Consider the following 21,908-nt stretch of genomic DNA (forward strand, 5'->3'; position numbering starts at 1 on the left):
CGATTATCCCCGTTGGTATTGCTGATAGACGGCAGTCGCCAGTGCCAGCAGCCGCTCACGATCGATCGGCCCCGCCAGTGCGAAGCCGAGATTGTGATCGACCCAGTAAAACGCCATGGCAGCGGGCCCGGTGGATTGAGCACCCTGGGCAGGCGCCAGCCGTTCGAGCCGGAATGCGGTATCCGGTGTCCCTTGCGCCATCCGCCGCAGTTGCAGCGACAGGCGTGTCCCGGCGTCATTCTCATACATCAGGATAGCCATCGGACCGCCCTCAGCCACACCGAGCCGCCCGCCGATCAGGCGAAAGCCTTGTGCGCGGAGATCAGGGACCTGCAGCGGCGCACCGAGCCGCTTGGACAGCCAGGCGACCATATGCGCCTCATCGCTGGCGGGAACCTCGACCACATGGCGAACCTCGGGCGCATAAACCACATGGCTGGCCAATGCGTCGCGCGCAAATCGTTCGAGTGGAGGCACGCCACCCAGGTCGGCGTCAAAACGGCCACGCGCCATCCAGCCGCTCGTGCCACCGATGATGAATGTCGCGACGCTGGCGGCCAGCGCTAGCGCCACGGGCCAGAGCGGGCGGTGAGCCTTTGTGCGCCCGCTGCCGGCGCGCAATCCGCGTGGAAGCGCGTCCAGCGGTACCGCCTCCTTGAGGACGGCGTTCAATGATGCGTGCAGCCCCGCCGTTTGGCGACGCCAGGCCTCGACCTTGCGCGCGGCCTCCGGATCGGCTGCCAGGAAGGCTTCGACTTCGGCCCGGCGCGGGCCGCTTAACTGGCCGTCCGCGTATGCATGGAGGTCGGCTTCGCCGACTGGAGTCGGGGTCACCATCATTTCACCCGCTGCAACGAAGTTGTTGCCGCAGCACCATCGGCGCCGCCATCCAGCAGGCGACGCATATGTTCGCGAGCGCGCGCCAGGCGCGACATCACGGTGCCGATCGGCACGTCGAGCACCCTGGCGGCCTCGGCGTACGAGAACTGCTCCAGGCTGACGAGCAGCAGCACCGCGCGCTGTGGCTCCGGTAACTGGCCGAGTGCCTGTAACAGATCGCGACGCAGGCCGAGGTCGGCGGTATGGGCAACCACCTCCGGCAGCGTATCCATTGCGGTCACGACATCACTCTTGCGCAGATGATTCAGGCGCAGCCGATGCATCAGGGTCAGTAACCACGGCAGCAGCCCATCCGCGCCATCGCCCCATAACGCGCCGGGGCGAAGGCGAAATCTCCAGCGATAACGCAGGGCACGCTCAAGCGTGTCCTGCACGAGATCGTCGGCCAGCATGGCATCGCCGGTCAGACCACGGGCATGGCGCCGCAAACGCGGCGCCAGTACCACCAACTGACGTTCAAACGGTTCCATGCCGGGATTGCCTAGCGACGATCAGGGCTTCACGGCATCGCGACGTGCCAGACGGCGTTGAAGTTGTCGCCTGACTTGTCGCCCGCCTTGGCGTCCTTGGCAAAGCGATAAAGCGGCTTGCCCTTGTACGCCCACTGCCGGGTACCGTCATCGCGCGTGATGATCGAGTAGTCACCCGATGCGCTCTTGCCTGGCTCTGCCAGCAGCGGCGGCCAGTTGGTCGAGCACATGCCGTTGCAGACGCTCTTGCCACCGTTCACCGGGTCACGATCGAACGTGTACAGCGTCAAGCCCTGCGGATCGGTCAGCGCGCCGTTGGTGACTTTCACGGTAGGCGGCATGTTGCCACCACCCATCCCCAAGCTGGAACAACCGGCCAGCAGGACAGTGGCAGCACCCAGCGCGAGTGCGATCGGGCGGAGCTTCGATACAGCAGTGTGACGAGAAGCCATCATGAGGGTCTCCTTCTTCAGGGCGGTGCCGACAGCCGGCGCCGTTCTCTTTCAGTAAACACCCGATGTGATGTGTTTATTCCTCCCACCTCAAAAAAATGTGGCGTTCAGCGGCGGAAAGTGGCTTCTTAGATAGTAAAAAATGCCTAAAGATGCATATTTCGTAAATCGAAGTGCATTCTCTGCAAAACATCATGCGACGGTTCGCACCTGTCCGATGTTCAGGGTCCGCTCAGAAGACAAAAAAGCCTGCCGGAATCGGCAGGCTTCGTCATCTGGATAGATGGTCTGGCGGATCAGAGTTCGCCGTAGCTGTGCAGCCCCGATAGGAACATGTTCACACCGAGGAAGGCGAAGGTCGTCACCAACAGGCCAACCAGCGCCCACCATGCAGCAACCGTACCGCGCAGCCCCTTCATCAGGCGCATGTGCAGCCAAGCTGCATAGTTGAGCCAGACGATCAGCGCCCAGGTCTCTTTCGGATCCCAGCTCCAGTAGCCACCCCAAGCCTCGGCAGCCCACAGTGCGCCGAGGATCGTTGCGATCGTGAAGAAGGCGAACCCGACCGCGATCGCCTTGTACATGACGTCGTCGAGCAGCTCGAGCGAAGGCAGACGCTCGGCCAGAATGCCACGTTGCTTGAGCAGGTAGGCCACCGACACCATTGCCGCCAGCGCGAACGTGCCGTATCCGATGAAGTTCGCCGGCACGTGGATCTTCATCCACCAGCTCTGCAGGGCGGGCACCAACGGCTGGATCTCCTGGGCATTGCGGCTGACCGTGTACCACAGCAAGAAACCGACTGCCGCGGACACCACGAGCATCACGAACGGCCCAAGCGCGCGGGTCGCGTAGCGGCGCTGGTAGTACAAATAAAACAGGGACGTGATCAGCGAAAAGAGAACGAAAACCTCATAGAGGTTCGAGATTGGAATATGGCCGATGTCCGCGCCGATCAGGTACGACTCGTACCACCGCACCATCAGACCCGTGAAGCCCAGCACGACCGCAGCCCAGCAGAGCTTGCTGCCAATGCTGTAGCCGGTTTCCGACCGCGAAATCAGTCCAACCCAGTAGAACAGGGTCGAGAGGAACACCAGCGCACTCATCCAGAGGATGGCCGACTGGCTCGACAGGAAGTACTTCAGGAAGAAAGCCTGCTCTGCGCGCGCGAGGTCGCCCTGATAGAGTTGGATCGCGAACAGCGAAAACGCCGCGATGCCGATCATCAGCAGACGGACGGGCTTCCAGTGCCAGCCCAGCAGCGCGAACGTCGGCACTGCGGCAATCAGCACGCCCTTGTCATAGACGTTCATCCACTGGCCGTAGCGCGAGAGCGCAAACCCGGCGCCGACCACAAGCAGCAGCGCGAAGACCCAGTCGGTCCAGCCCAGGCGGCTCAGAAACGAAGGTTCGAGATAGGCGGTGTCCTGGCCGGCAGCGTCACGGGACACATCGTCGGTTGCCGCGGCACGCCGCGGCGTCAGGCCAGGATTGACGTGATTCACATTCGAGGACATGGCATTCCTGCTCTTTGGCGCTACGCGCCTGTTTTATCTGCTGCGCCCCCGCCCGCGGGTCTCCGCACAGGCTGACGCCGGTTCATGCTCTTGTACTTTGTACTATAGCGATGACGCGTGCTTATCATCTGACGCTGATGGCCCCGATTGCGGTGCCCCTTGCGTCATCGCGGCATCATGACCAGCAGCCGCTTCCGTCACCTCGGCGCCAACGGCGCGGCCGATATCGGCGCGCAACGCCACGAATTCCTTCTCGAAATCCATCGTGCGACGTTGTGTGGACATCGCCATCAGGACGTGACTACCGCTGGAGTGTCCGGCAGCATCTGCGCCCTTGTCCTTGATCCAGATCCAGACGCGCCGTTCGCGAATGTAGAACATTGCGAACACGCCCAGGACAAGCAGCAAACACCCAAGATACACGATGTTCTTGCCCGGCGCACGAGTCATCTGGAACACGCTGGCCTGGACCTGCTGGAAGTCTTCGAGCTGCAGAAACACCGGCGCGGCGTAGAAGAAACTGTCCGAAAGCGCATTGATTGCCTGCTGGAGGAAGACACCGCTTTTCGTGTCATTTGGGATGGCCGGCAGCTTGTCCTGCTCGCGCGCCAGTTGCCAGAGCTCCCACATCGAGCCGTTTAGAATCTTCAGGAGCACGTCCGCGGCCTTTTGCTGATCAGCCTGCGGGACCGATTTTTCCAGGAAGGCAGCGATCGCCGTGAAACCGCCCGGAGGCGCGTCGGGCGACGTGCGAGTGGCCCCGGCAAACAGGTCCAACGCACGCATGGCGCTTTCGGCCAGTTGCTTGCGCAGGTCCGCCTTGTCGGCGCCCGGCATCGATATCTCGGCGAATCGGCGGGCAGCTTCGCCACGCATCCCCTTGTCCTGCAGCGCCGCGCGCAGGCGCATCCAGTCCGCCACACTACTCTGGTCATCGGCCGGAATTCTCAGGTAGCGGAATGGCTCATTCGGCGATTCGCGCATACCGGCCAGGAACACAGTCTGCCCATCCAATTGCACCGGCAGCATGTAGTTGTTGAACTCGCGCGCCTGACCATTGGCGTCGCGCAGCTTGTACTGCACCGACGGACCGACATTGCGCAGGTCCTTTTCCTTGTTCGGATTAGCGGCGGCGCCGAGGTGCTGCTCCAGCGTGCCCAGCGAGGACTTGCGCGCCACACCACGCGCGTCGGCCTTGCCCGACGCATCCGTGACGGTCTCGACGTTCATCAGCCGGAAATCGCTGAACTCGACGGTCAATCCATCCTTGTCGGCACCGGTGCCCGTGCCCGCGAGAGGCGCGTTGCCACCGATCGTGCCGGCAAACGGGAACGTCGCATGGGTACTGCCCGTCATGGGATACCCGACGAACTTCAGGCGCGAGCCGCCGTCTTCGAAGCTCGACTGATAGATGGCCACGCCGTCGATGACCAATGGCTCATTGACCTTGATCGTCGCCTCGGTCTTCTTGCCGGTGGCCCGGTCGGTCACCACCACATCGGAGGCGAACAACTTGGGCATCCCGGTTGAATAGAAGTCCACGGTGAACTTCTTGAGCATGATCGTGAACGGCAGGTCCTGCACCAGCGCGCCGTCGGCGATGTTGAGGATCGCGGTCGACACGGTCGCGCCTTCGGGCACGAACGCATTGCCACGGAAGCCCGGGTTGCTCGGCGAGAGCCTGTGCTTGGCCGGAATCTCGCTGATGATGGCATTGCCGTCGATCGGGCTTTTGCCGCCAAACCACATTTGCGCCCGGATCAGCATGTCGCCATCAAGCAAGCCGCCCAGGCAGATCACGACAATGGCCGTGTGCGCGAGGATGTAGCCGAGCTTGTTCGCCGAACCGGCTTTGGCAGCCAGCAACGTGGCGCCCTCGTGCTCGACGGGCTTGATGCGATAACCCCGGTTGCGCAGCAGCGCATACGCCCGGCCGGCGGCATCGGTGCGGACGCGCGATGCATCGTACTCACCCCGATGATGGAACGCGCGGAGGCTGCGCTCGCGCACGTGATCCTTCCACGAGCGCATATCGACGATCATCTTCGGCCCATTGCGCGCGATACAGAGCGATGTCGAGACAACGAGAAAGCCCAAGATCAGCAGGAACCACCAGGAGCTGTACACCTTCTGCAGGGACAGCGCGTGGAACAGGTCCGCCCAGAACGGCCCGAACTGATTGACATAGTTCGGGTACAGCTCATTCTGCTTGAGCACCGTGCCGATGATGCTGGCGATGGCAATCACCGTCAGCAGCGTGATGGCGAAGCGCATCGAGGACAGCAACTCGACGCCGTCGCGCAGCACGCGGTGATGAGTCTTCAGGTGCAGGCCTGAAGTGGAAGGGGTCGACATGTGCGGTAATACCCGAAATCCGGTTTGGTGCTTGATGTGACGCCGGTTGGGCGCCGGAAAACAAAAGAGGGTGGACGTGCTTTGGCAAGCAGGCCACCCTCTTCGATTGCTGCTGGCACGGCTGGTTCACCCCCCAAGGGGATACCCTGCCATGCCGGCCGGATACGACTTAACGGACGCCGGCGACGTAGTCCGCGACCGCCTTGATCTCGGTATCCGACATCTGGGCGGCGATCGTGCTCATGACCGAATTGTTGGTACGGGTGCCCTGGCGGAACGCCACCAGTTGCGCTTCGGTGTACTCGGAATACTGGCCGCCGATTCGCGGATATTGCGCCGGGATGCCAGCACCGGTCGGGCCGTGGCAGCCAGCGCAGGCCGGCACGCCCTTGGCCGCGATACCACCGCGGTAGATCTTCTGGCCAACCTCGATCGTGTCCTTGTTCTTCGCGGTGGCAGGCTTGACCTGCTGCTTGGCGAGATAGGCGCCGATGTCCTTCATTTCCTGGTCGTTCAGCGCCGACGCATAGGGCGTCATGATGGCGTTGTTACGGCTCTTGGCCTTGAAGTCTGCCAGTTGCTTGTGCACGTACTCCGCTTGCTGGCCAGCCAGCTTAGGATTGGTGGCCGCGGCACTGTTGCCGGCTGCGCCGTGGCAGGAAAGACATGCCGGCACATTGCGATCGGGTGCGCCTTGCGAATACAGCGTCTCGCCCTTGGCGGGATCTGCCTTGGCGGCGGCCTGCTCTGCGGCAGATGCCAGCCCACTCATGGCGGCCATCGGAACGGCCAGCGCCATGACACCCAGAAGTTTCGCAATGCGGTTCATTCGTATACCTTGTCAGATTTGTTATGAACACCGTAATGCATGCCGATCTTCCCTTGCCAGGCGGTGAGGAAGCGCCTTTTCGAGCAAGGGGTGAGACCGGTATACGCAACACCCGCCAACCTGCCCCGGACATTGCTTCCCGGGCGATTTAAGGCATCGCCGATGACATCGCGCAAGGATGCCACACGTCACCTGCTCAGGAGACCGTAAACCGGGTTATTGTACAATAAATCGCTTTCCGGATTGACTTAGATCAGTCTCTATGGCGACGTCCCTTCCAGGGGTCGTATACCACCCCGCCGACTCGTCACCTGCCTCAACACTCCAGCGCATGTCCCTCCTACATCAGGCCCGCTTCTTTACGACCGTCAACCACCTCCGCGACCTGCCTGCCACGGCCGTCCCAGAGGTGGCGTTCGCCGGCCGCTCCAACGCCGGCAAGTCCACGGCCATCAACATCCTGTGCAACCAGAAGCGGCTGGCGTTCTCGTCACGCACGCCCGGGCGCACGCAGCATATCAACTTCTTCACCGTGGCGCCGGTCAAGGCGCCCGATCCTGTCGGCTTCCTGGTCGACCTGCCCGGCTACGGCTATGCGGAAGTGTCTGGCAGCGCCAAGTTTCACTGGCAAGGCCTGCTTTCCGACTACGTGCAGGCCCGGACTCAGTTGTCCGGCCTGATCCTGATGATGGATGCGCGCCGCCCGTTCACGGACCTCGATTGCCAGATGGTCGAGTGGTTTCTGCCGACCGGCAAGCCGATCCACGTGTTGTTGACCAAGGCGGACAAGCTGACCACCAGCGATAATGCCAAGGCGCTGCGCGAAACGCGCAAGGTGCTCGCCGATTACGCGGCGCAGATGGAAAACCCGCCGGCGCTCACCGCCCAGTTGTTCTCCAGCCTGAAGCGTCGCGGCATCGAAGAAGCGCAGCGGGTAGTGGCGGGTTGGCTGGCGTTGCCTGAAGCGCAGCCTGCCGTTGCGAAGTCGGATACGCCCGACACGCCGCAGGGCTGAGGCCACGCATCGACTTCGAACCGGCAAAAAAAAGCCCCGTTGCGAACAACGGGGACGAACTTTCCCGCCGGTTCAGGGCGGGTACCCGCTCAGGGAGGAGTAGCGGGGGACATCCGCGCTGCGCGGAGCAACACAGGGTGTCCGCGAGTATGATAGCGGGCACGCACAAAAGTTCTTTTTTCTTTCGGCGTACTTCTGCTGTTGTCTGCCGCGGGCTTTTCGCGGTGACGTGCGCCGCGCATTCGTCCACGACTCTCCCAAGATTCAGCCATGTCCACGTTCCCCGAGTTCCGTCCCCGCCGCATGCGTCGCGACGACTTCTCGCGCCGCATGATGCGCGAGAATCGCCTGTCGCCTGACAACCTGATCTATCCGGTCTTTATCCTGGAAGGCCAGAACCAGCGACAGACCGTGGCGTCGATGCCCGGCGTGGAACGTGTGTCCGTAGACCTGCTGATGCCGGTCGCGGAAGACTGCGTGAAGCTCGGCATTCCGGTCATCGCGCTGTTCCCGGTGATCGATCCGTCGCTGAAAACACCTGACGGCATCGAGGCCACCAACCCGGAAGGCCTGGTGCCTCGCGCCGTGCGAGCGCTGAAGGATCGCTTTCCCGAACTTGGCGTGCTGACCGACGTCGCGCTCGATCCGTACACGAGCCATGGCCAGGATGGCGTGCTCGACGAGAACGGTTACGTGATCAACGACATCACCGTCGAGATCCTCGTCAAGCAGGCACTTGTCCAGGCGGAAGCAGGTGTCGACATCGTCGCGCCGTCAGACATGATGGACGGCCGTATCGGCGCCGTGCGCAACGCGCTGGAAGAAGCGGGCCACATCCACACGCGCATCATGGCCTACTCGGCCAAGTATGCGTCCGCGTTCTACGGCCCGTTCCGCGATGCGGTGGGCTCGGCCAGCAATCTGGGCAAGGGCAACAAGATGACCTACCAGATGGACCCGGCCAATACAGACGAGGCCCTGCGCGAAGTCGCACAGGACATCATGGAAGGCGCCGACATGGTCATGGTGAAGCCGGGTATGCCGTACCTCGACATCGTGCGCCGCGTGAAGGACGAATTTCGCTTTCCGACGTACGTGTATCAGGTCAGCGGCGAGTACGCGATGCTCAAGGCCGCCGCGCAGAATGGCTGGCTCGACCACGACAAGGTCATGATGGAATCGCTGCTGGCATTCCGCCGTGCCGGCGCGGATGGCATCCTGACCTACTTCGCGCGCGACGCCGCGCGCCTGCTGCAGGCCTGAGCGGCGGATGCAGCTGCTAGGCTTCTCGGCCAACCAGGTACATCCGCTGGACACACTCGACGCGGCACGCGACTTCCTCTCCGGAAATGCGGCCGCGCGGTTTGTCTGGGCGGACTTTGGCACCGAGGAAGTCACGCCAGCGCCCAGCGTCTGGCGAGACAGCCTGATGGCGCTGACGGGTGCTCCCATCCTCGACCTGCATCTGGCCGACGCCACCAATCCTGCGCATCCGTCGTTCTTCGATACGACCCACGCGTACGACATGGTGATCTTCCGCAAGCTCACCTTCGAAACCAGCCGGCAGTTCGCCGAGGCCGAAGCCAGACAGTCTGTTGCGCAGCGCAAGGCATCACGCAAGTACGCGCCGGGCTTCCTGCCAGCGCTCGCCCGCATTGATACACAGCCAGTTGCATTCTTCGTCTTCGACAACGTACTGGTAACCGTGCGGCCCTCGCCGTCACGCACTATCGAACAGGTACGCCAAAGGCTACTCGAGAGCTGTGGCGCGCCTCGCCCCGCGTCCGCGCGCGCCGGCGGCACGGCGGCGCTGGTGCATGGCGTCAGGCCGCCAACCCGGCCCGAAGACCTCATGCTGCGACTGCTGAACGCGATGGTCGACCGCTACTTGGATCTGCGTGCCCCGCTGACCCGGCAGCTCGATCGCTGGCAGCGGGCGCTGCTGAGCAGTCGCCATAGTTTCTCAAGCTGGGAAGGTCTGCTGGATGCGCGCATCCAGCTCAGGCGGCTGGAGCATCTCAGTGAAGAGCAGCGGGATGCGCTGCAGGAGTTTCGCGACAGTCTGCTCGACAACCGCTATAGCGCCGAAGATGCCGAAGGTATGCAAGAAGCGAGCCGCGACGAAGTCCTGCTCGTACGCATCAACGACCTGATGGAGCACATCCTGCGCGTGCTGGCGCACGCCCGGCGACTCGAGGATTCGATCGAATCCGCGGTGCAGATCCACTTTTCCGCAGTGGCCCACCGAACCAACCGGACCATGCGCGCGCTGACCGTCATCACGGCGGTCTTCATGCCGCTGACGCTCATCACGGGCATCTTCGGCATGAACTTCGCGCGAATGCCGTGGCTGCAAGAGCCTGAAGGCTTCTGGTGGTCGATCGGGTTGATGGGAGCCGTGGTCGCCGTGATCGGTGGCGTCTGGGGCCTGGGCCGCTGGCTGGATCGCTAGGACGCGGACCGGGCCGGGTCAGGTCTGCGACCGCGGCCCCAGCGCGCGCTCAAGGCTTTCGAGGAAGCGCGATGCCGATTGATAGCCGATCACCCGCACCGGGCGCTCCTGTCCATCCTTGCCGAAAAGGATGATGCCCGGCGGGCCGAACAGACCGAAACGCTTCAGTAACGCGCGATCGTCGGCATTGTTGGCCGTCACGTCAGCCTGCAACAGGACGACGTCCGCGAGTTGCGCCCTGACTTTCGCGTCCGGGAACGTCAGCTTCTCCATCTCCTTGCAACTGACGCACCAGTCGGCATAGAAATCCAGCAGCACCGGACGCCCGGCAGCGGAGGCCTGTGCGATCCGCGCATCGAGTTCGGCGATGTTCCGCACGCGCTCGAAGCGAATCTCGGCGGCATGCGGTGGCAGCGTGGCCGCCGACAGACTCAGATGGGAAAGCGGCTGCAAGGGATTTCGTCCGCCCGACGCCACACCAACGATCTGAATCGCGCCCACCAATGCCGCCAGCAGGCCAAGCCCCTTGCCCAGTCGCATCACGCCCCGTGGGTCCGGGCCCAGCGCATCGAACGCGCCGAGATAGACGGCCGCCACAAGCAGCAGCGCTGCCCATGCCAGCATCACGACCCACGCTGGCAGTACGGGCGTCACCATCCAGATCGCCACGCCCAGAAGCAGGAAGCCGAAGAAGCGCTTGGTAGCCTCCATCCACTTGCCCGCTCGTGGCAGCAGATTGCCGGCGCCCATCCCAACCAGCATCAGCGGCACGCCCATGCCGAGAGCCATAGCCATCAGGGCCGCTCCGCCGGTGATGGCATCGCCGGTTTGCGCGATATACGCCAGCGCGCCCGCGAGCGGTGCCGTGACACAGGGCCCCACGATCAGCGCAGAAATCGCCCCCATCAGGGCCGCACCGACAAACTGCCCGCTCTGTCGGCGATTCGAGGATTCGGTCAGTCGGGCTTGCCAGCGCTGCGGCATCTGCAGTTCGTACATGCCGAACATGGACATCGCGAGCGCGACCATCAAGGCTGCGAAAGCGCCAAGCACCCAGGGCGTCTGGAGCGCCGCGGCCAGGCCTTCGCCAGCCAGACCGGCCGCTACGCCCACCGTGGTGTAGACCACGGCCATGCCAAGCACGTAGGAGAGCGACACCAGGAACGCACGCCCGCGCGTGACATGCTCGCCGACGACGATCGACGAAAGAATCGGCACCATCGGCAGCACGCACGGCGTGAATGTCAGAAGAATGCCGAGGCCGAAGAACAGGGCCCCGATCAGCGCGAGATTGCGGCTGGCGAGTGCATTGGCGATCCTATCGGTGTCGTCGACCACCTTGCTTGGACGCGTCGGCGCCGCGCGATCCGGTGCAGGTTGCACTGCGGCAGGAGCCTGCGCCTCCGGCGTCGACTGAGCCGCCGCACCACGATCGCCGAACAAGTTGCCAAGTGCGGAGCCACCGACCTTGTAGACGCTTTCCATCGGCGGATAGCAAAGCCCCTTGTCCGCACAACCCTGCGACGTCACCACGAGCGACCAGCGGCCATCTGCGGGCGCCTGCTCAACCGGCACCTTGATCACAACGGCGCCACGATACGTCTCCATGTCCTTGCCGAAGGTCTCATCGAAATGGACCTTTCCGGCAGGCATCTCCGGCTTGCCGAGTTTTACGTCAGCCGGCTGAGCAGCGAAGGAAAAGCGCTCACGGTACAGGTAGTAGCCATCTGCCACGTCGAAGCGAACCTCGACGGTCTTCTGGTCGACCTGTCTGGCGGCAAATCGAAAGGCCTGCTCCGGCGGCAGGAAATCGTCTTCGGTCGCCGCATGTGCAACGTTCCAGAAGAAGAGGCAGGCGAATACAGTCAGCCAAAGTGCGGCGATATGTCGCACCAGATTCCCGCGCGTTGCACCGGCTTTCCACATTGTTCCGATGCTGCTACCCGTCATTACCATGTGTTGATATTCCGATACTTGAGAAGCTTCAGACCTTGTCGTCAGCACCCGTCGCTTCGCTCCGGACCCAGCCCAGATAGGCCGGCAAACCGGCCGCCAGCGGCCATGCGACAAGCTCCGGCACGTCGTAGGGATGCATAGCGCGGATCAGTTTTTCCAAGGCCGCGTACTGACGCTGCGTCGTCTTGATCAGCAGCGGCCATTCCTGCGCTTGCTCCAGCCTGCCCTGCCACCAGTACTCCGACTGGCATGGTGCCATCCGGTTCACACACGCCGCTACGCGCGCCTCGAGAATGGCCGCGCTCAGGCGGATCGCCGACGCCTCGTCGGGCAGGTTCGTCATCACAATCAGTACCGACTCCGTCGGGTCCGCCGACTGAGCGGAAGGGGAAGCGTTCGAAGCGGTCATAGCCAGATTCCAGCGCAAACGAGGCACAAAACAAAAGAGCCAGGCAAAAGCCTGGCTCGATTGTAGTGCCGTGTCCAGAATCCCGTCAGCGAAAGACGGGATCAGGCATCACTTATTCCGCCGCTTCTTCAGCCGGGGCTTCGGTGATTTCCGGACGATCCACCAGCTCGACCAGCGCCATCGGCGCGTTGTCGCCCTGACGGAAGCCGAACTTCAGGATACGGGTGTAGCCGCCCGGACGGGTCGCATAGCGCGGGCCCAGTTCGGTGAACAGCTTGGTAACCATGTCGCGGTCGCGCAGACGGGCGAAAGCCAAACGGCGGTTGGCAACGGTGTCCTTCTTGGCCAGCGTGATGAGCGGCTCGACAACCTTGCGCAGTTCCTTCGCCTTGGGCAGGGTGGTCTTGATCAGCTCGTGCTGGAACAGCGAGTTGGACATGTTGCGCAGCATCGCGAGACGGTGCGACGAGGTGCGGTTCAGTTTCCGCAAACCATGACGGTGACGCATGATAATTCCTTTCGATTTCAGTGTTTAACCAGCTCTTCTATCGCCTTTGCTTACGCAACGGCGCGGGCCGGTGGGGCTTCCATGCCACGGGCGGAATGCCTGTGGCGCGTGCGAAGTGTGGGGCGGCGTTACCGCTGCCCCACGCCTTCAATTACTTCTCCAGACCTGCGGGCGGCCAGTTCTCGAGCTTCATGCCGAGCGTCAGACCACGCGAAGCCAGGACTTCCTTGATCTCGTTGAGCGACTTGCGACCCAGATTCGGGGTCTTGAGCAGTTCGTTCTCGGTACGCTGGATCAGGTCGCCGATGTAGTAGATGTTCTCGGCCTTCAGGCAGTTGGCCGAACGCACCGTCAGTTCGAGGTCGTCGACCGGACGCAGCAGGATCGGATCGATCTGCGGCGCGCGGCTCGAAGCAGCTTCGGCAGCCGATTCGGTGCCTTCCAGGGCGGCGAACACCGACAGCTGGTCAACCAGGATACGGGCCGACTGACGAATCGCTTCCTCGGGCGAGATCACGCCGTCGGTTTCGATGTTCATCACCAGCTTGTCCAGGTCCGTACGCTGTTCCACACGCGCCGATTCGACGGCGTACGAAACTCGGCGGACCGGCGAGAACGAGGCGTCCAGCACGATACGGCCGATCACCTTGCTGGCTTCGTCACCGAACTTGCGAACGTTACCCGGCACATAGCCGCGGCCTTGTTCAACCTTGATCTGCATGTCGAGCTTGCCACCGGCGGACAGGTGAGCAATGACATGACCCGGGTTGATGATCTCGACGTCGTGCGGCAGTTCGATATCGGCTGCCGTCACCACGCCTTCACCGTCCTTGCGCAGAGAAACCGTGACTTCGTCGCGGTTGTGCAGCTTGAACACCACGCCCTTCAGATTGAGGAGCAGGTTGACGACGTCTTCTTGCACGCCGTCGATGGTGGAGTACTCGTGGACCACCCCAGCGATCGTGACCTCAGTCGGTGCATAACCGACCATCGACGACAGCAGCACGCGACGCAGGGCATTACCGAGCGTATGACCGTAACCGCGCTCGAACGGCTCCATCACGACCTTGGCGTGGTGGTCGCCCAGCGGTTCAACGGCGATGATTTTTGGCTTGAGGAGTGCTGTTTGCATTAGGTTGTCCTTTTCAATACCCTCGGCTCGTTACACCGATAAGGCTGACGTTTGGAACCTGAGAATCCCATCGTACGATGGGCAATAAGCCCGGCGCGCCACAAAGCGCGTCGGGCTGAAAGCGAAGCCTTGCTTGAAAGGCAAGCGCTGAACCGTTCGATGATCGATTCGGCGATTAACGCGAATACAATTCGACGATCAGGCTTTCGTTGATGTCGCCCGAGATGTCGGCGCGATCCGGGGCTTGCTTGTACGTGCCTTCGAACTTCTTGGCGTCCACAGCAACCCAGGTCGGGAAGCCCGACTGCTCGGCCAGCGACAGTGCTTCGGCGATACGCACTTGCTTCTTCGACTGCTCGCGCACCGACACGATATCGCCCGACTTGATCTGGGCCGACGGGACATTCAGCGTCTCACCGTTCACCAGGATCGCCTTGTGCGACACCAGCTGACGCGCTTCAGCGCGGGTCGAGCCGAAGCCCATGCGGTACACCACGTTGTCCAGACGCGATTCCAGCAGTTGCAGCAGGTTTTCACCAGTGTTGCCCTTGCGGCGATCGGCTTCGGCGAAGTAACGGCGGAACTGACGCTCGAGCACGCCGTAAATACGCTTGACCTTCTGCTTTTCGCGGAGCTGGTTGCCGTAGTCGGACGTACGAGCGCCCGAGGTGCGGCCGTGTTGGCCCGGCTTGCTGTCCAGCTTGCACTTGTCGGCCAGCGAGCGGCGTGCGCTCTTCAGGAACAGATCTGTGCCTTCGCGGCGGGAGAGTTTGGCCTTCGGGCCGATATAACGTGCCACTTTATCTTCCTTTGATCGATCACGGCGCCATCATGACGCGCCATGAGTCCGTCACCGGTTGTAACGGACGGTGGGCTTATGGTTCTTCATCCGCCAACGGCAGGCAGCCTGCCCCGCACGGACGCAACGCAAAAGCATGACAACACGTCGGGCTGCAGAGGCAACGCCCCCTTCGTCCAGACGCAAAACGAAAACCTGCTGCAATCAGATTGCAGCAGGTGAACGCGCGATACTACCACAGTCCGGAGGCAAGGGATAAGAACCCCCTTGCGATTCTCCGGCAAACCAAGCGCTTAGATACGGCGGCGCTTCGGCGGGCGGCAGCCGTTGTGCGGCACCGGCGTCACATCTTCGATCACCGCGATCTTGATGCCCAGCGCGTTCAGCGCACGGACAGCCGACTCACGGCCGGGACCGGGGCCCTTGATGCGCACTTCCAGATTCTTGATACCCTGGTCTTGCGCAACACGGCCGGCGTTCTCGGCGGCAACCTGGGCAGCGAACGGGGTCGACTTACGCGAACCCTTGAAGCCCTGGCCACCTGCGGTCGCCCACGACAGGGCGTTGCCCTGGCGGTCGGTGATGGTGATGATGGTGTTGTTGAACGAAGCGTGGACGTGCGCAATGCCGTCGGCAACGTTCTTCTTGACCTTCTTACGCGCGCGCTGGGCGGCGTTATTCGGACCTTTTGCCATTCGATTCTTCCTATGCCTTCGGCTTTACTTCTTCAGTGCCACGCCGGCCTTACGCGGACCCTTACGGGTACGAGCGTTGGTGCGGGTACGCTGACCGCGCATCGGCAGACCCTTGCGGTGACGCATGCCACGATAGCAACCAAGGTCCATCAGACGCTTGATGTTCATCGTGGTTTCACGACGCAGGTCACCCTCGACCGTGACCTTGCCCACTTCATCACGAAGCTTTTCCAGGTCGGCGTCGGTCAGGTCCTTGACCTTCTTGTCAAACGGTACACCGGTGGCCTCGCAAATCTTGCGGGCGCGCGAGCGGCCGATACCGTAAATGGCCGTCAGGCCGATTTCGGTATGCTTGTGGTTCGGGATGTTAACCCCTGCGATACGTGCCATTCGTCAATCCTCTTTCCGATTAGCCTTGGCGTTGCTTGTGGCGGGGATCCGACGAGCAGATCACGCGCACGACACCGTTGCGCTTGATGATTTTGCAGTTGCGGCAAATGCGCTTAACAGAAGCCAGCACTTTCATGATTTTCCTCTTCCTTCAATTCCTGTTCGCTTCACTTCGTCCGGAAGACGATGCGTGCGCGTGACAGATCATATGGGGTCAGCTCGACAGTCACCTTGTCACCCGGAAGAATCCGGATGTAGTTCATTCGCATCTTGCCGGAGATATGGCCCAGTACTATGTGGCCGTTTTCAAGCTTGACGCGGAACGTCGCGTTGGGGAGATTTTCCAGGACCTCCCCTTGCATCTGGATGACGTCGTCTTTTGCCATACCTGAGCCTGTCCCAACCTGTTTTTAACGCAAGGTCAGGTTACCCTTGAAATTCGCCTTCTTCAGCAGCGACTCATACTGCTGCGACATGACGTAGGACTGTACCTGTGCCATGAAGTCCATCGTGACGACCACGATGATCAGCAGCGAGGTTCCGCCGAAATAGAACGGAACGTTCCAGCGCAGCACCAGGAATTCCGGCAACAGGCAGACTAGTGTGATGTAAATCGCACCAGCCAGCGTCAGGCGCACCAAGATCTTGTCGATATAGCGCGTCGTTTGCTCGCCCGGACGGATGCCCGGAATGAAGGCACCACTCTTTTTCAGGTTATCCGCCACTTCCCGGCTGTTGTACACCAGAGCCGTATAGAAGAAGCAGAAGAAAACAATCGCAGTTGCATACAGCAGGATGTACACCGGCTGACCCGGCGACAGCGTGGCAGCCAGGTCCTTGATGAACCGACCCACCGCACTCGTCGAGTCCGACGTAAACCAGCCCGCAATCGTTGCCGGGAACAGGATGATCGACGATGCAAAGATCGGCGGAATCACCCCTGCCATGTTCAGCTTCAGCGGCAGATGCGACGACTGACCGCCGTACACCTTGTTGCCGACCTGACGCTTGGCATAGTTCACCAGAATCTTGCGCTGGCCACGCTCGATAAACACCACGGCGAAGGTCACACCCGCAATGATCGCCACGATAAAGATCGCCGCGATGATGCTCATGGAACCCGTACGGACCAGTTCGAACAGTCCGCCAATCGCATTGGGCAAGCCCGCCGCGATACCGCCAAAGATGATGATCGAGATACCGTTGCCCAGACCACGCTCGGTGATCTGTTCACCCAGCCACATCAGGAACATCGTGCCAGTCACCAGCGTGATCACCGCCGTGGCCCGGAACATCAGACCCGGTTCCAACACGAGACCAGGCTGCGATTCCAGCGCAACCGCAATCGACAGCGCCTGGAACGTGGCCAGAACCACAGTGCCGTAACGCGTGTACTGCGTAATCTTGCGTTGCCCTGCCTGCCCTTCCTTCTTCAACGACTCCAACTGCGGCAGCACGATCGTCAACAACTGCATGATGATCGACGCCGAGATGTACGGCATGATGCCGAGCGCGAAGACGGTAAAGCGCGACAGCGCACCGCCCGAGAACAGGTTAAACATCCCGAGGATGCCACCTGACTGAGACTGGAAAAGCTTCGCAAGCTGGTCCGGATCAATCCCCGGCACCGGAATATGCGCACCGATGCGGTAGACGATCAAAGCCAGCACCAGGAACATCAACCGGCGCTTGAGGTCGCCGTACTTCGCCGTGTTCCTGGCCTGCGCGCTTGCATTGGGTTTCGCCGTGGCCAAACGATGCTCCGACTGTGACTTCGCCTATGCTGCGAATGCTACTGCGTAATTACGCTTCGATCTGGCCGCCAGCGGCTTCGATCGCAGCCTTGGCACCAGCGGTGGCGCCCAGACCCTTGATCGTCACCTTGCGGGACAGTTCACCGGCCTTGATGACCTTTGCGCTCTTGACCAGCTCGCCCACCAGGCCAGCTTGCTTCAGGACCAGCAGGTCCACTTCAGCAGCTTCCAGGCGTTCGATGTCGCGCAGGGTCACTTCGGCGGTGAAGGCCTTGGTCAGCGAGGTGAAACCACGCTTCGGCAGGCGGCGATACAGCGGCATTTGACCGCCTTCGAAGCCCACCTTGTGGAAGCCGCCCGAACGCGACTTCTGACCCTTGTGACCGCGACCAGCCGTCTTGCCCAGGCCGGAGCCGATACCGCGGCCGACGCGACGCTTAGCGTGCTTCGAACCGTCAGCCGGTTTCAGGTTGTTCAGTTGCATGTTGCTCTCCAAGTCCCGATCAGGCCAGAACCTTGACCAGGTACGAGACCTTGTTGATCATGCCGCGCACGGCGGGCGTGTCCTGCAGCTCCGAAACGGAGTTCAGACGGCGCAGGCCCAGGCCACGAACGGTGGCGCGATGATCCTCGCGCGTGCCGATCAGGCTGCGCACGAGTTGCACTTTTACGGTTTTCTGCGACATTTCGTTCACCTTAGCCGAGGATGTCTTCAACCGACTTGCCACGCTTGGCGGCGATTTCTGCCGGCGTGCTCATCTTGGTCAGACCATCGAGGGTGGCACGAACCATGTTGTAAGGGTTCGTCGAACCGTGCGACTTGGTCACAACGTTCGTCACACCCATCACTTCGAAGATCGCGCGCATCGGGCCGCCGGCGATCACGCCAGTACCTTCCTTGGCGGGCATCATCAGAACCTTGGCGGCGCCGTGACGACCAACAACTTCGTGCTGCAGAGTGCCGTTCTTCAGTGCGACCTTGACCATCTTGCGACGGGCTTCGTCCATTGCCTTCTGCACGGCCACCGGAACTTCCTTGGCCTTGCCCTTGCCCATGCCGATGCGGCCATCGCCGTCACCCACCACGGTCAGCGCAGCGAAACCGAGGATACGGCCACCCTTCACCACTTTGGTGACACGGTTGACCGAGATCATCTTCTCGCGGAGGCCGTCGTCGCGTTCGTCCTGTTGGACTTTTGCTTGCATCTTTGCCATGACGTATCTCTCTGTGAGCGCTTAGAACTTGAGGCCGGCTTCGCGGGCAGCGTCAGCCAGGGCCTTCACGCGGCCGTGGAAGCGGAAGCCAGCACGATCGAACGCGACGGTTTCCACGCCGGCAGCCTTTGCCTTCTCGGCAACACGCTTGCCCACCACGGTGGCGGCAGCGACGGTAGCGCCGTTGCCATTCAGTTCCTTGCGCACTTCTGCCTCGGCGGTCGAAGCCGAAGCCAGCACTTGCGTGCCGCACGGCGAGTACACCTGAGCGTAAATATGCGAATTCGTACGGAACACGGTCAGACGATTCACCTTCAGTTCCGCGATCTTGGCGCGGGTCTGACGTGCACGGCGCAAACGAGCGTCTTTCTTGTTCATCATTGCACCCCTTACTTCTTCTTGGTTTCCTTCAGGATGACGCGCTCGTCAGCGTAGCGAACACCCTTGCCCTTGTAGGGCTCAGGCGGACGGTACGCGCGAACTTCCGCGGCAACCTGACCGACTTTCTGCTTGTCCGCACCCTTGATGATGATCTCGGTCTGCGTCGGCGTTTCGGCCTTCACGCCTTCCGGCATCTCATGGATCACGTCGTGCGAGAAACCAAGCTGGAGCTTCAGAGCGGCGCCCTGCAGTTGAGCGCGGTAACCCACGCCAACCAGCTGCAGCTTGCGCTCGAAACCGGTGGTCACGCCCTTGACCATGTTCGCGGCCAGCGCGCGCATGGTGCCTTGCAGGGCGTTAGCTTCGCGCGATTCGTCGGCCGGTTCGAACGTCAGCGTGCCTTCGGCAACGTTGACCTTCACCAGGCTATGAATCGGCTGGGACAGCGTACCGAGCGGGCCCTTTACGGAGAGCACGCCAGCCGCCACATTAACTTCCGCGCCTTTCGGCAGCGCGATGGGAGCCTTACCTACACGGGACATGTTTGCTCCTTACGCGACGTAGCAGAGAACTTCGCCGCCCACGCCAGTGGCACGTGCCTTGCGGTCGGTCATCAGACCCTGCGGGGTCGAGATGATCGCAACGCCCAGGCCGTTCATCACGTGGGGAATGTCGCTGCGGCCCTTGTACACGCGCAGACCGGGCTTCGAAACGCGTTCAATGCGCTCGATCACCGGACGGCCGGCGTAATACTTCAGACCAATGGTCAGTTGCGCCTTGCCGCCTTCTTCCTGCACCGAGAAGTCTTCGACGTAGCCTTCGTCCTTCAGGACTTTGGCGATCGCAGCCTTCAGTTTGGACGAGGGCATGACCACCGACGCCTTCTGCACGCCCTGGGCGTTGCGAATGCGCGTCAGCATATCGGCGATAGGATCGCTCATGCTCATACTGTTTCTCCTGTAGCCTGTGCGTAATTACCAGCTGGCTTTCGTCAGACCCGGAATTTCGCCCTTGAAGGCGATTTCACGAATCTTGTTACGCGCCAGGCCAAACTTGCGGAAGGTACCGCGGGGACGACCGGTGATCGCGCAGCGGTTACGCTGGCGAGTCGGGTTCGCGTTGCGCGGGAGCTTTTGCAGCTCGAGGCGCGCCAGATAACGCTCTTCTTCCGACTTTTCTTGGTCGTCAATAATGGCCTTGAGGTTTGCGCGCTTGTCGGCGTACTTCGCCACGAGCTTTGCGCGCTTCTTCTCACGTTCAATCAGAGCCAGTTTAGCCACGGTTACCCCTTAATTACGGAACGGGAACTTGAACGCATTCAGGAGAGCCTTGGCTTCCTCGTCGTTCTTAGCCGTCGTCGTGATGCTGATGTTCAGACCACGCAGTGCGTCGATCTTGTCGTACTCAATTTCGGGGAAAATGATCTGCTCTTTCACACCGATGTTGTAGTTACCACGACCGTCGAACGATTTGCCCGACACACCACGGAAGTCACGTACGCGCGGCAGGGCCACGGTCACGAAACGATCCAGGAATTCGAACATACGCTCACCGCGCAGGGTCACCATCGCACCGATGGGGTAGCCCTGACGGATCTTGAAGCCGGCGATGGCCTTCTTGGCCTTCGTCACCACAGGCTTCTGACCGGCGATCTTGGTCAGGTCGCCAACGGCCAGCTCAATGACCTTCTTGTCATTGATGGCTTCGCCAAGGCCCATGTTCAGGGTGATCTTGGTGAAACGCGGCACTTCCATGACCGACTTGTAGCCGAACTGCTTCATCAGCGCCGGCACAACCTGTTCTTTGTAAAACTCTTGCAGACGTGCTGTCATGCTCAACTCCTATCTGTGCCCAGAATCAAGCGGCCAGGACGGCACCGGTCGTCTTCAGCACGCGCACGCGCTTGCCGTCTTCGACCTTGATACCGACGCGCGACGGCTTGCCATTGGCATCTACGAGCGCAACGTTGGAAATATGCAGCGGCATGAGCTTGTCGACCACACCACCGGTGGTGCCCAGCATCGGGTTCGGGCGAGCGTGCTTCTTGGCAACGTTCACACCTTCAACCACGACCTTGTCACCCTGCACTGCTTGCACCGTGCCGCGCTTGCCCTTGTCCTTGCCGGTCAGCACGATGACTTCGTCGCCTTTGCGAATCTTGTTCATGGCGGCTCCTTACAGCACTTCCGGAGCGAGCGACACGATCTTCATGAAGCGCTCGGTACGGAGTTCACGAGTCACCGGCCCGAAAATACGGGTGCCGATCGGCTCGAGCTTGTTGTTCAGCAGGACAGCAGCATTGCCGTCGAACTTGACGAGCGAACCATCAGCGCGGCGCACGCCCTTGGCGGTACGCACAACGACTGCGTTGTAGATGTCGCCCTTCTTCACGCGACCGCGCGGCGCTGCGTCCTTCACGGTCACCTTGATGATGTCGCCCACGCTCGCGTAGCGGCGCTTGGACCCACCCAGTACCTTGATGCACAGCACTTCGCGCGCACCGGTGTTATCGGCCACTTCGAGCCGGCTTTCTGTCTGAATCATGGTGTTATCTTCCCAACTTAATCCGCCAGACTCTCCATATAGGAAGCCCGCCGGTCAGTCTTGGTCCCGTCGGTACCTGGCATTGCGCCCCGCACCGCTTGGGTTGATCAACTTGGAAGTCGGTAGTGCCTG

At 61.6% G+C, this 21,908-nt stretch carries 29 protein-coding genes; 3 read left to right on the forward strand and 26 right to left on the reverse strand.

All coding sequences use genetic code 11. The annotated features are described in order from the left end of the window. Positions 1-3 precede the first annotated feature (3 nt). The 6 genes from RMET_RS16445 to RMET_RS16470 all read right to left on the reverse strand — a co-directional run bounded on the left by RMET_RS16445 (position 4) and on the right by RMET_RS16470 (position 6,526). Positions 4-837: an anti-sigma factor family protein gene (locus RMET_RS16445; RefSeq protein WP_011517753.1), complete on the reverse strand. Its 834-nt coding sequence runs from the start codon at positions 835-837 to the stop codon at positions 4-6. Next, the gene (locus RMET_RS16450; RefSeq protein WP_011517754.1) at positions 837-1,370 is read right to left on the reverse strand and encodes an RNA polymerase sigma factor; all 534 of its coding nucleotides are present in this window, start codon (positions 1,368-1,370) and stop codon (positions 837-839) included. The genes RMET_RS16445 and RMET_RS16450 overlap by 1 nt, the downstream gene beginning before the upstream one ends. Positions 1,371-1,399: 29 nt before the next feature. Next, positions 1,400-1,825: a COG4315 family predicted lipoprotein gene (locus tag RMET_RS16455; protein ID WP_011517755.1), complete on the reverse strand. Its 426-nt coding sequence runs from the start codon at positions 1,823-1,825 to the stop codon at positions 1,400-1,402. 293 nt (positions 1,826-2,118) lie between these two features. Beyond that, a complete protein-coding gene (gene ccsB / locus RMET_RS16460; protein WP_011517756.1) occupies positions 2,119-3,342 on the reverse strand; it encodes a c-type cytochrome biogenesis protein CcsB in 1,224 nt (407 codons plus the stop codon). A 102-nt stretch (positions 3,343-3,444) separates the two neighbouring features. Next, positions 3,445-5,697, reverse strand: coding sequence for a cytochrome c biogenesis protein ResB (locus tag RMET_RS16465; RefSeq protein WP_011517757.1), 2,253 nt, complete (start codon positions 5,695-5,697; stop codon positions 3,445-3,447). A gap of 169 nt (positions 5,698-5,866) precedes the next feature. Continuing rightward, positions 5,867-6,526, reverse strand: a complete 660-nt coding sequence (locus RMET_RS16470) for a c-type cytochrome (RefSeq protein ID WP_011517758.1) — start codon at positions 6,524-6,526, stop codon at positions 5,867-5,869. A 331-nt stretch (positions 6,527-6,857) separates the two neighbouring features. Here RMET_RS16470 and yihA point away from each other — a divergent pair, with 331 nt between their 5' ends. The 3 genes from yihA to RMET_RS16485 all read left to right on the forward strand — a co-directional run bounded on the left by yihA (position 6,858) and on the right by RMET_RS16485 (position 9,993). Continuing rightward, positions 6,858-7,541 carry a ribosome biogenesis GTP-binding protein YihA/YsxC gene (yihA, locus tag RMET_RS16475; protein WP_029309859.1) on the forward strand — a complete coding sequence of 228 codons (684 nt, stop codon included), beginning with the start codon at positions 6,858-6,860 and terminating at the stop codon, positions 7,539-7,541. A gap of 270 nt (positions 7,542-7,811) precedes the next feature. Continuing rightward, positions 7,812-8,804, forward strand: coding sequence for a porphobilinogen synthase (hemB, locus tag RMET_RS16480; RefSeq protein ID WP_008642991.1), 993 nt, complete (start codon positions 7,812-7,814; stop codon positions 8,802-8,804). Positions 8,805-8,811: 7 nt separating this feature from the next. Further along, positions 8,812-9,993 (forward strand): magnesium transporter CorA family protein, encoded by a 1,182-nt coding sequence (locus RMET_RS16485; RefSeq protein WP_011517760.1) that lies wholly within the window; start codon positions 8,812-8,814, stop codon positions 9,991-9,993. Positions 9,994-10,011: 18 nt separating this feature from the next. Here the strand turns inward: RMET_RS16485 and dsbD are convergent, their stop codons facing one another. From dsbD to rplN, 20 genes are all read right to left on the reverse strand, one after another. After that, positions 10,012-11,919, reverse strand: a complete 1,908-nt coding sequence (gene dsbD, locus RMET_RS16490; protein ID WP_049799756.1) for a protein-disulfide reductase DsbD — start codon at positions 11,917-11,919, stop codon at positions 10,012-10,014. Positions 11,920-11,977: 58 nt separating this feature from the next. Then, positions 11,978-12,358, reverse strand: coding sequence for a divalent-cation tolerance protein CutA (cutA, locus tag RMET_RS16495; protein WP_011517762.1), 381 nt, complete (start codon positions 12,356-12,358; stop codon positions 11,978-11,980). 112 nt (positions 12,359-12,470) lie between these two features. Further along, the gene (rplQ, locus tag RMET_RS16500) at positions 12,471-12,866 is read right to left on the reverse strand and encodes a 50S ribosomal protein L17 (protein WP_008642987.1); all 396 of its coding nucleotides are present in this window, start codon (positions 12,864-12,866) and stop codon (positions 12,471-12,473) included. Between the two features lie 151 nt (positions 12,867-13,017). After that, positions 13,018-13,998 (reverse strand): DNA-directed RNA polymerase subunit alpha, encoded by a 981-nt coding sequence (locus RMET_RS16505; RefSeq protein ID WP_008642968.1) that lies wholly within the window; start codon positions 13,996-13,998, stop codon positions 13,018-13,020. A 175-nt stretch (positions 13,999-14,173) separates the two neighbouring features. Next, positions 14,174-14,797, reverse strand: coding sequence for a 30S ribosomal protein S4 (rpsD, locus tag RMET_RS16510; RefSeq protein WP_011517763.1), 624 nt, complete (start codon positions 14,795-14,797; stop codon positions 14,174-14,176). A gap of 293 nt (positions 14,798-15,090) precedes the next feature. After that, the gene (gene rpsK, locus RMET_RS16515; RefSeq protein WP_008642963.1) at positions 15,091-15,492 is read right to left on the reverse strand and encodes a 30S ribosomal protein S11; all 402 of its coding nucleotides are present in this window, start codon (positions 15,490-15,492) and stop codon (positions 15,091-15,093) included. Between the two features lie 24 nt (positions 15,493-15,516). Beyond that, positions 15,517-15,882, reverse strand: coding sequence for a 30S ribosomal protein S13 (gene rpsM / locus RMET_RS16520; RefSeq protein ID WP_008642961.1), 366 nt, complete (start codon positions 15,880-15,882; stop codon positions 15,517-15,519). A 19-nt stretch (positions 15,883-15,901) separates the two neighbouring features. Continuing rightward, a complete protein-coding gene (rpmJ, locus tag RMET_RS16525) occupies positions 15,902-16,018 on the reverse strand; it encodes a 50S ribosomal protein L36 (protein ID WP_008642959.1) in 117 nt (38 codons plus the stop codon). A gap of 31 nt (positions 16,019-16,049) precedes the next feature. Then, on the reverse strand, positions 16,050-16,268 hold the full coding sequence (gene infA, locus RMET_RS16530) for a translation initiation factor IF-1 (protein ID WP_008642956.1): 219 nt from the start codon (positions 16,266-16,268) through the stop codon (positions 16,050-16,052). A 24-nt stretch (positions 16,269-16,292) separates the two neighbouring features. Continuing rightward, positions 16,293-17,636, reverse strand: a complete 1,344-nt coding sequence (gene secY / locus RMET_RS16535) for a preprotein translocase subunit SecY (protein WP_008642955.1) — start codon at positions 17,634-17,636, stop codon at positions 16,293-16,295. A gap of 49 nt (positions 17,637-17,685) precedes the next feature. Next, positions 17,686-18,120 carry a 50S ribosomal protein L15 gene (rplO, locus tag RMET_RS16540; RefSeq protein ID WP_008642954.1) on the reverse strand — a complete coding sequence of 145 codons (435 nt, stop codon included), beginning with the start codon at positions 18,118-18,120 and terminating at the stop codon, positions 17,686-17,688. Between the two features lie 19 nt (positions 18,121-18,139). Continuing rightward, positions 18,140-18,322, reverse strand: a complete 183-nt coding sequence (gene rpmD / locus RMET_RS16545; RefSeq protein ID WP_008642953.1) for a 50S ribosomal protein L30 — start codon at positions 18,320-18,322, stop codon at positions 18,140-18,142. 10 nt (positions 18,323-18,332) lie between these two features. Beyond that, positions 18,333-18,851 (reverse strand): 30S ribosomal protein S5, encoded by a 519-nt coding sequence (rpsE, locus tag RMET_RS16550; RefSeq protein WP_008642951.1) that lies wholly within the window; start codon positions 18,849-18,851, stop codon positions 18,333-18,335. 21 nt (positions 18,852-18,872) lie between these two features. Beyond that, complete coding sequence (gene rplR / locus RMET_RS16555; RefSeq protein WP_008642949.1) at positions 18,873-19,229, reverse strand: 50S ribosomal protein L18; 357 nt, start codon at positions 19,227-19,229, stop codon at positions 18,873-18,875. An 11-nt stretch (positions 19,230-19,240) separates the two neighbouring features. Then, positions 19,241-19,774: a 50S ribosomal protein L6 gene (gene rplF / locus RMET_RS16560; protein WP_011517766.1), complete on the reverse strand. Its 534-nt coding sequence runs from the start codon at positions 19,772-19,774 to the stop codon at positions 19,241-19,243. 9 nt (positions 19,775-19,783) lie between these two features. Continuing rightward, a complete protein-coding gene (gene rpsH, locus RMET_RS16565) occupies positions 19,784-20,179 on the reverse strand; it encodes a 30S ribosomal protein S8 (RefSeq protein WP_011517767.1) in 396 nt (131 codons plus the stop codon). Positions 20,180-20,206: 27 nt separating this feature from the next. Continuing rightward, complete coding sequence (gene rpsN / locus RMET_RS16570) at positions 20,207-20,512, reverse strand: 30S ribosomal protein S14 (RefSeq protein ID WP_008642942.1); 306 nt, start codon at positions 20,510-20,512, stop codon at positions 20,207-20,209. 9 nt (positions 20,513-20,521) lie between these two features. After that, positions 20,522-21,064 carry a 50S ribosomal protein L5 gene (gene rplE / locus RMET_RS16575; RefSeq protein ID WP_008642941.1) on the reverse strand — a complete coding sequence of 181 codons (543 nt, stop codon included), beginning with the start codon at positions 21,062-21,064 and terminating at the stop codon, positions 20,522-20,524. 25 nt (positions 21,065-21,089) lie between these two features. Further along, positions 21,090-21,398, reverse strand: coding sequence for a 50S ribosomal protein L24 (rplX, locus tag RMET_RS16580; protein ID WP_008642940.1), 309 nt, complete (start codon positions 21,396-21,398; stop codon positions 21,090-21,092). Positions 21,399-21,407: 9 nt separating this feature from the next. After that, positions 21,408-21,776 (reverse strand): 50S ribosomal protein L14, encoded by a 369-nt coding sequence (gene rplN / locus RMET_RS16585; protein WP_006576237.1) that lies wholly within the window; start codon positions 21,774-21,776, stop codon positions 21,408-21,410. Positions 21,777-21,908: the final 132 nt, after the last annotated feature.

Origin of the sequence: Cupriavidus metallidurans CH34, assembly GCF_000196015.1 — a bacterium.
Lineage (GTDB): Bacteria > Pseudomonadota > Gammaproteobacteria > Burkholderiales > Burkholderiaceae > Cupriavidus > Cupriavidus metallidurans.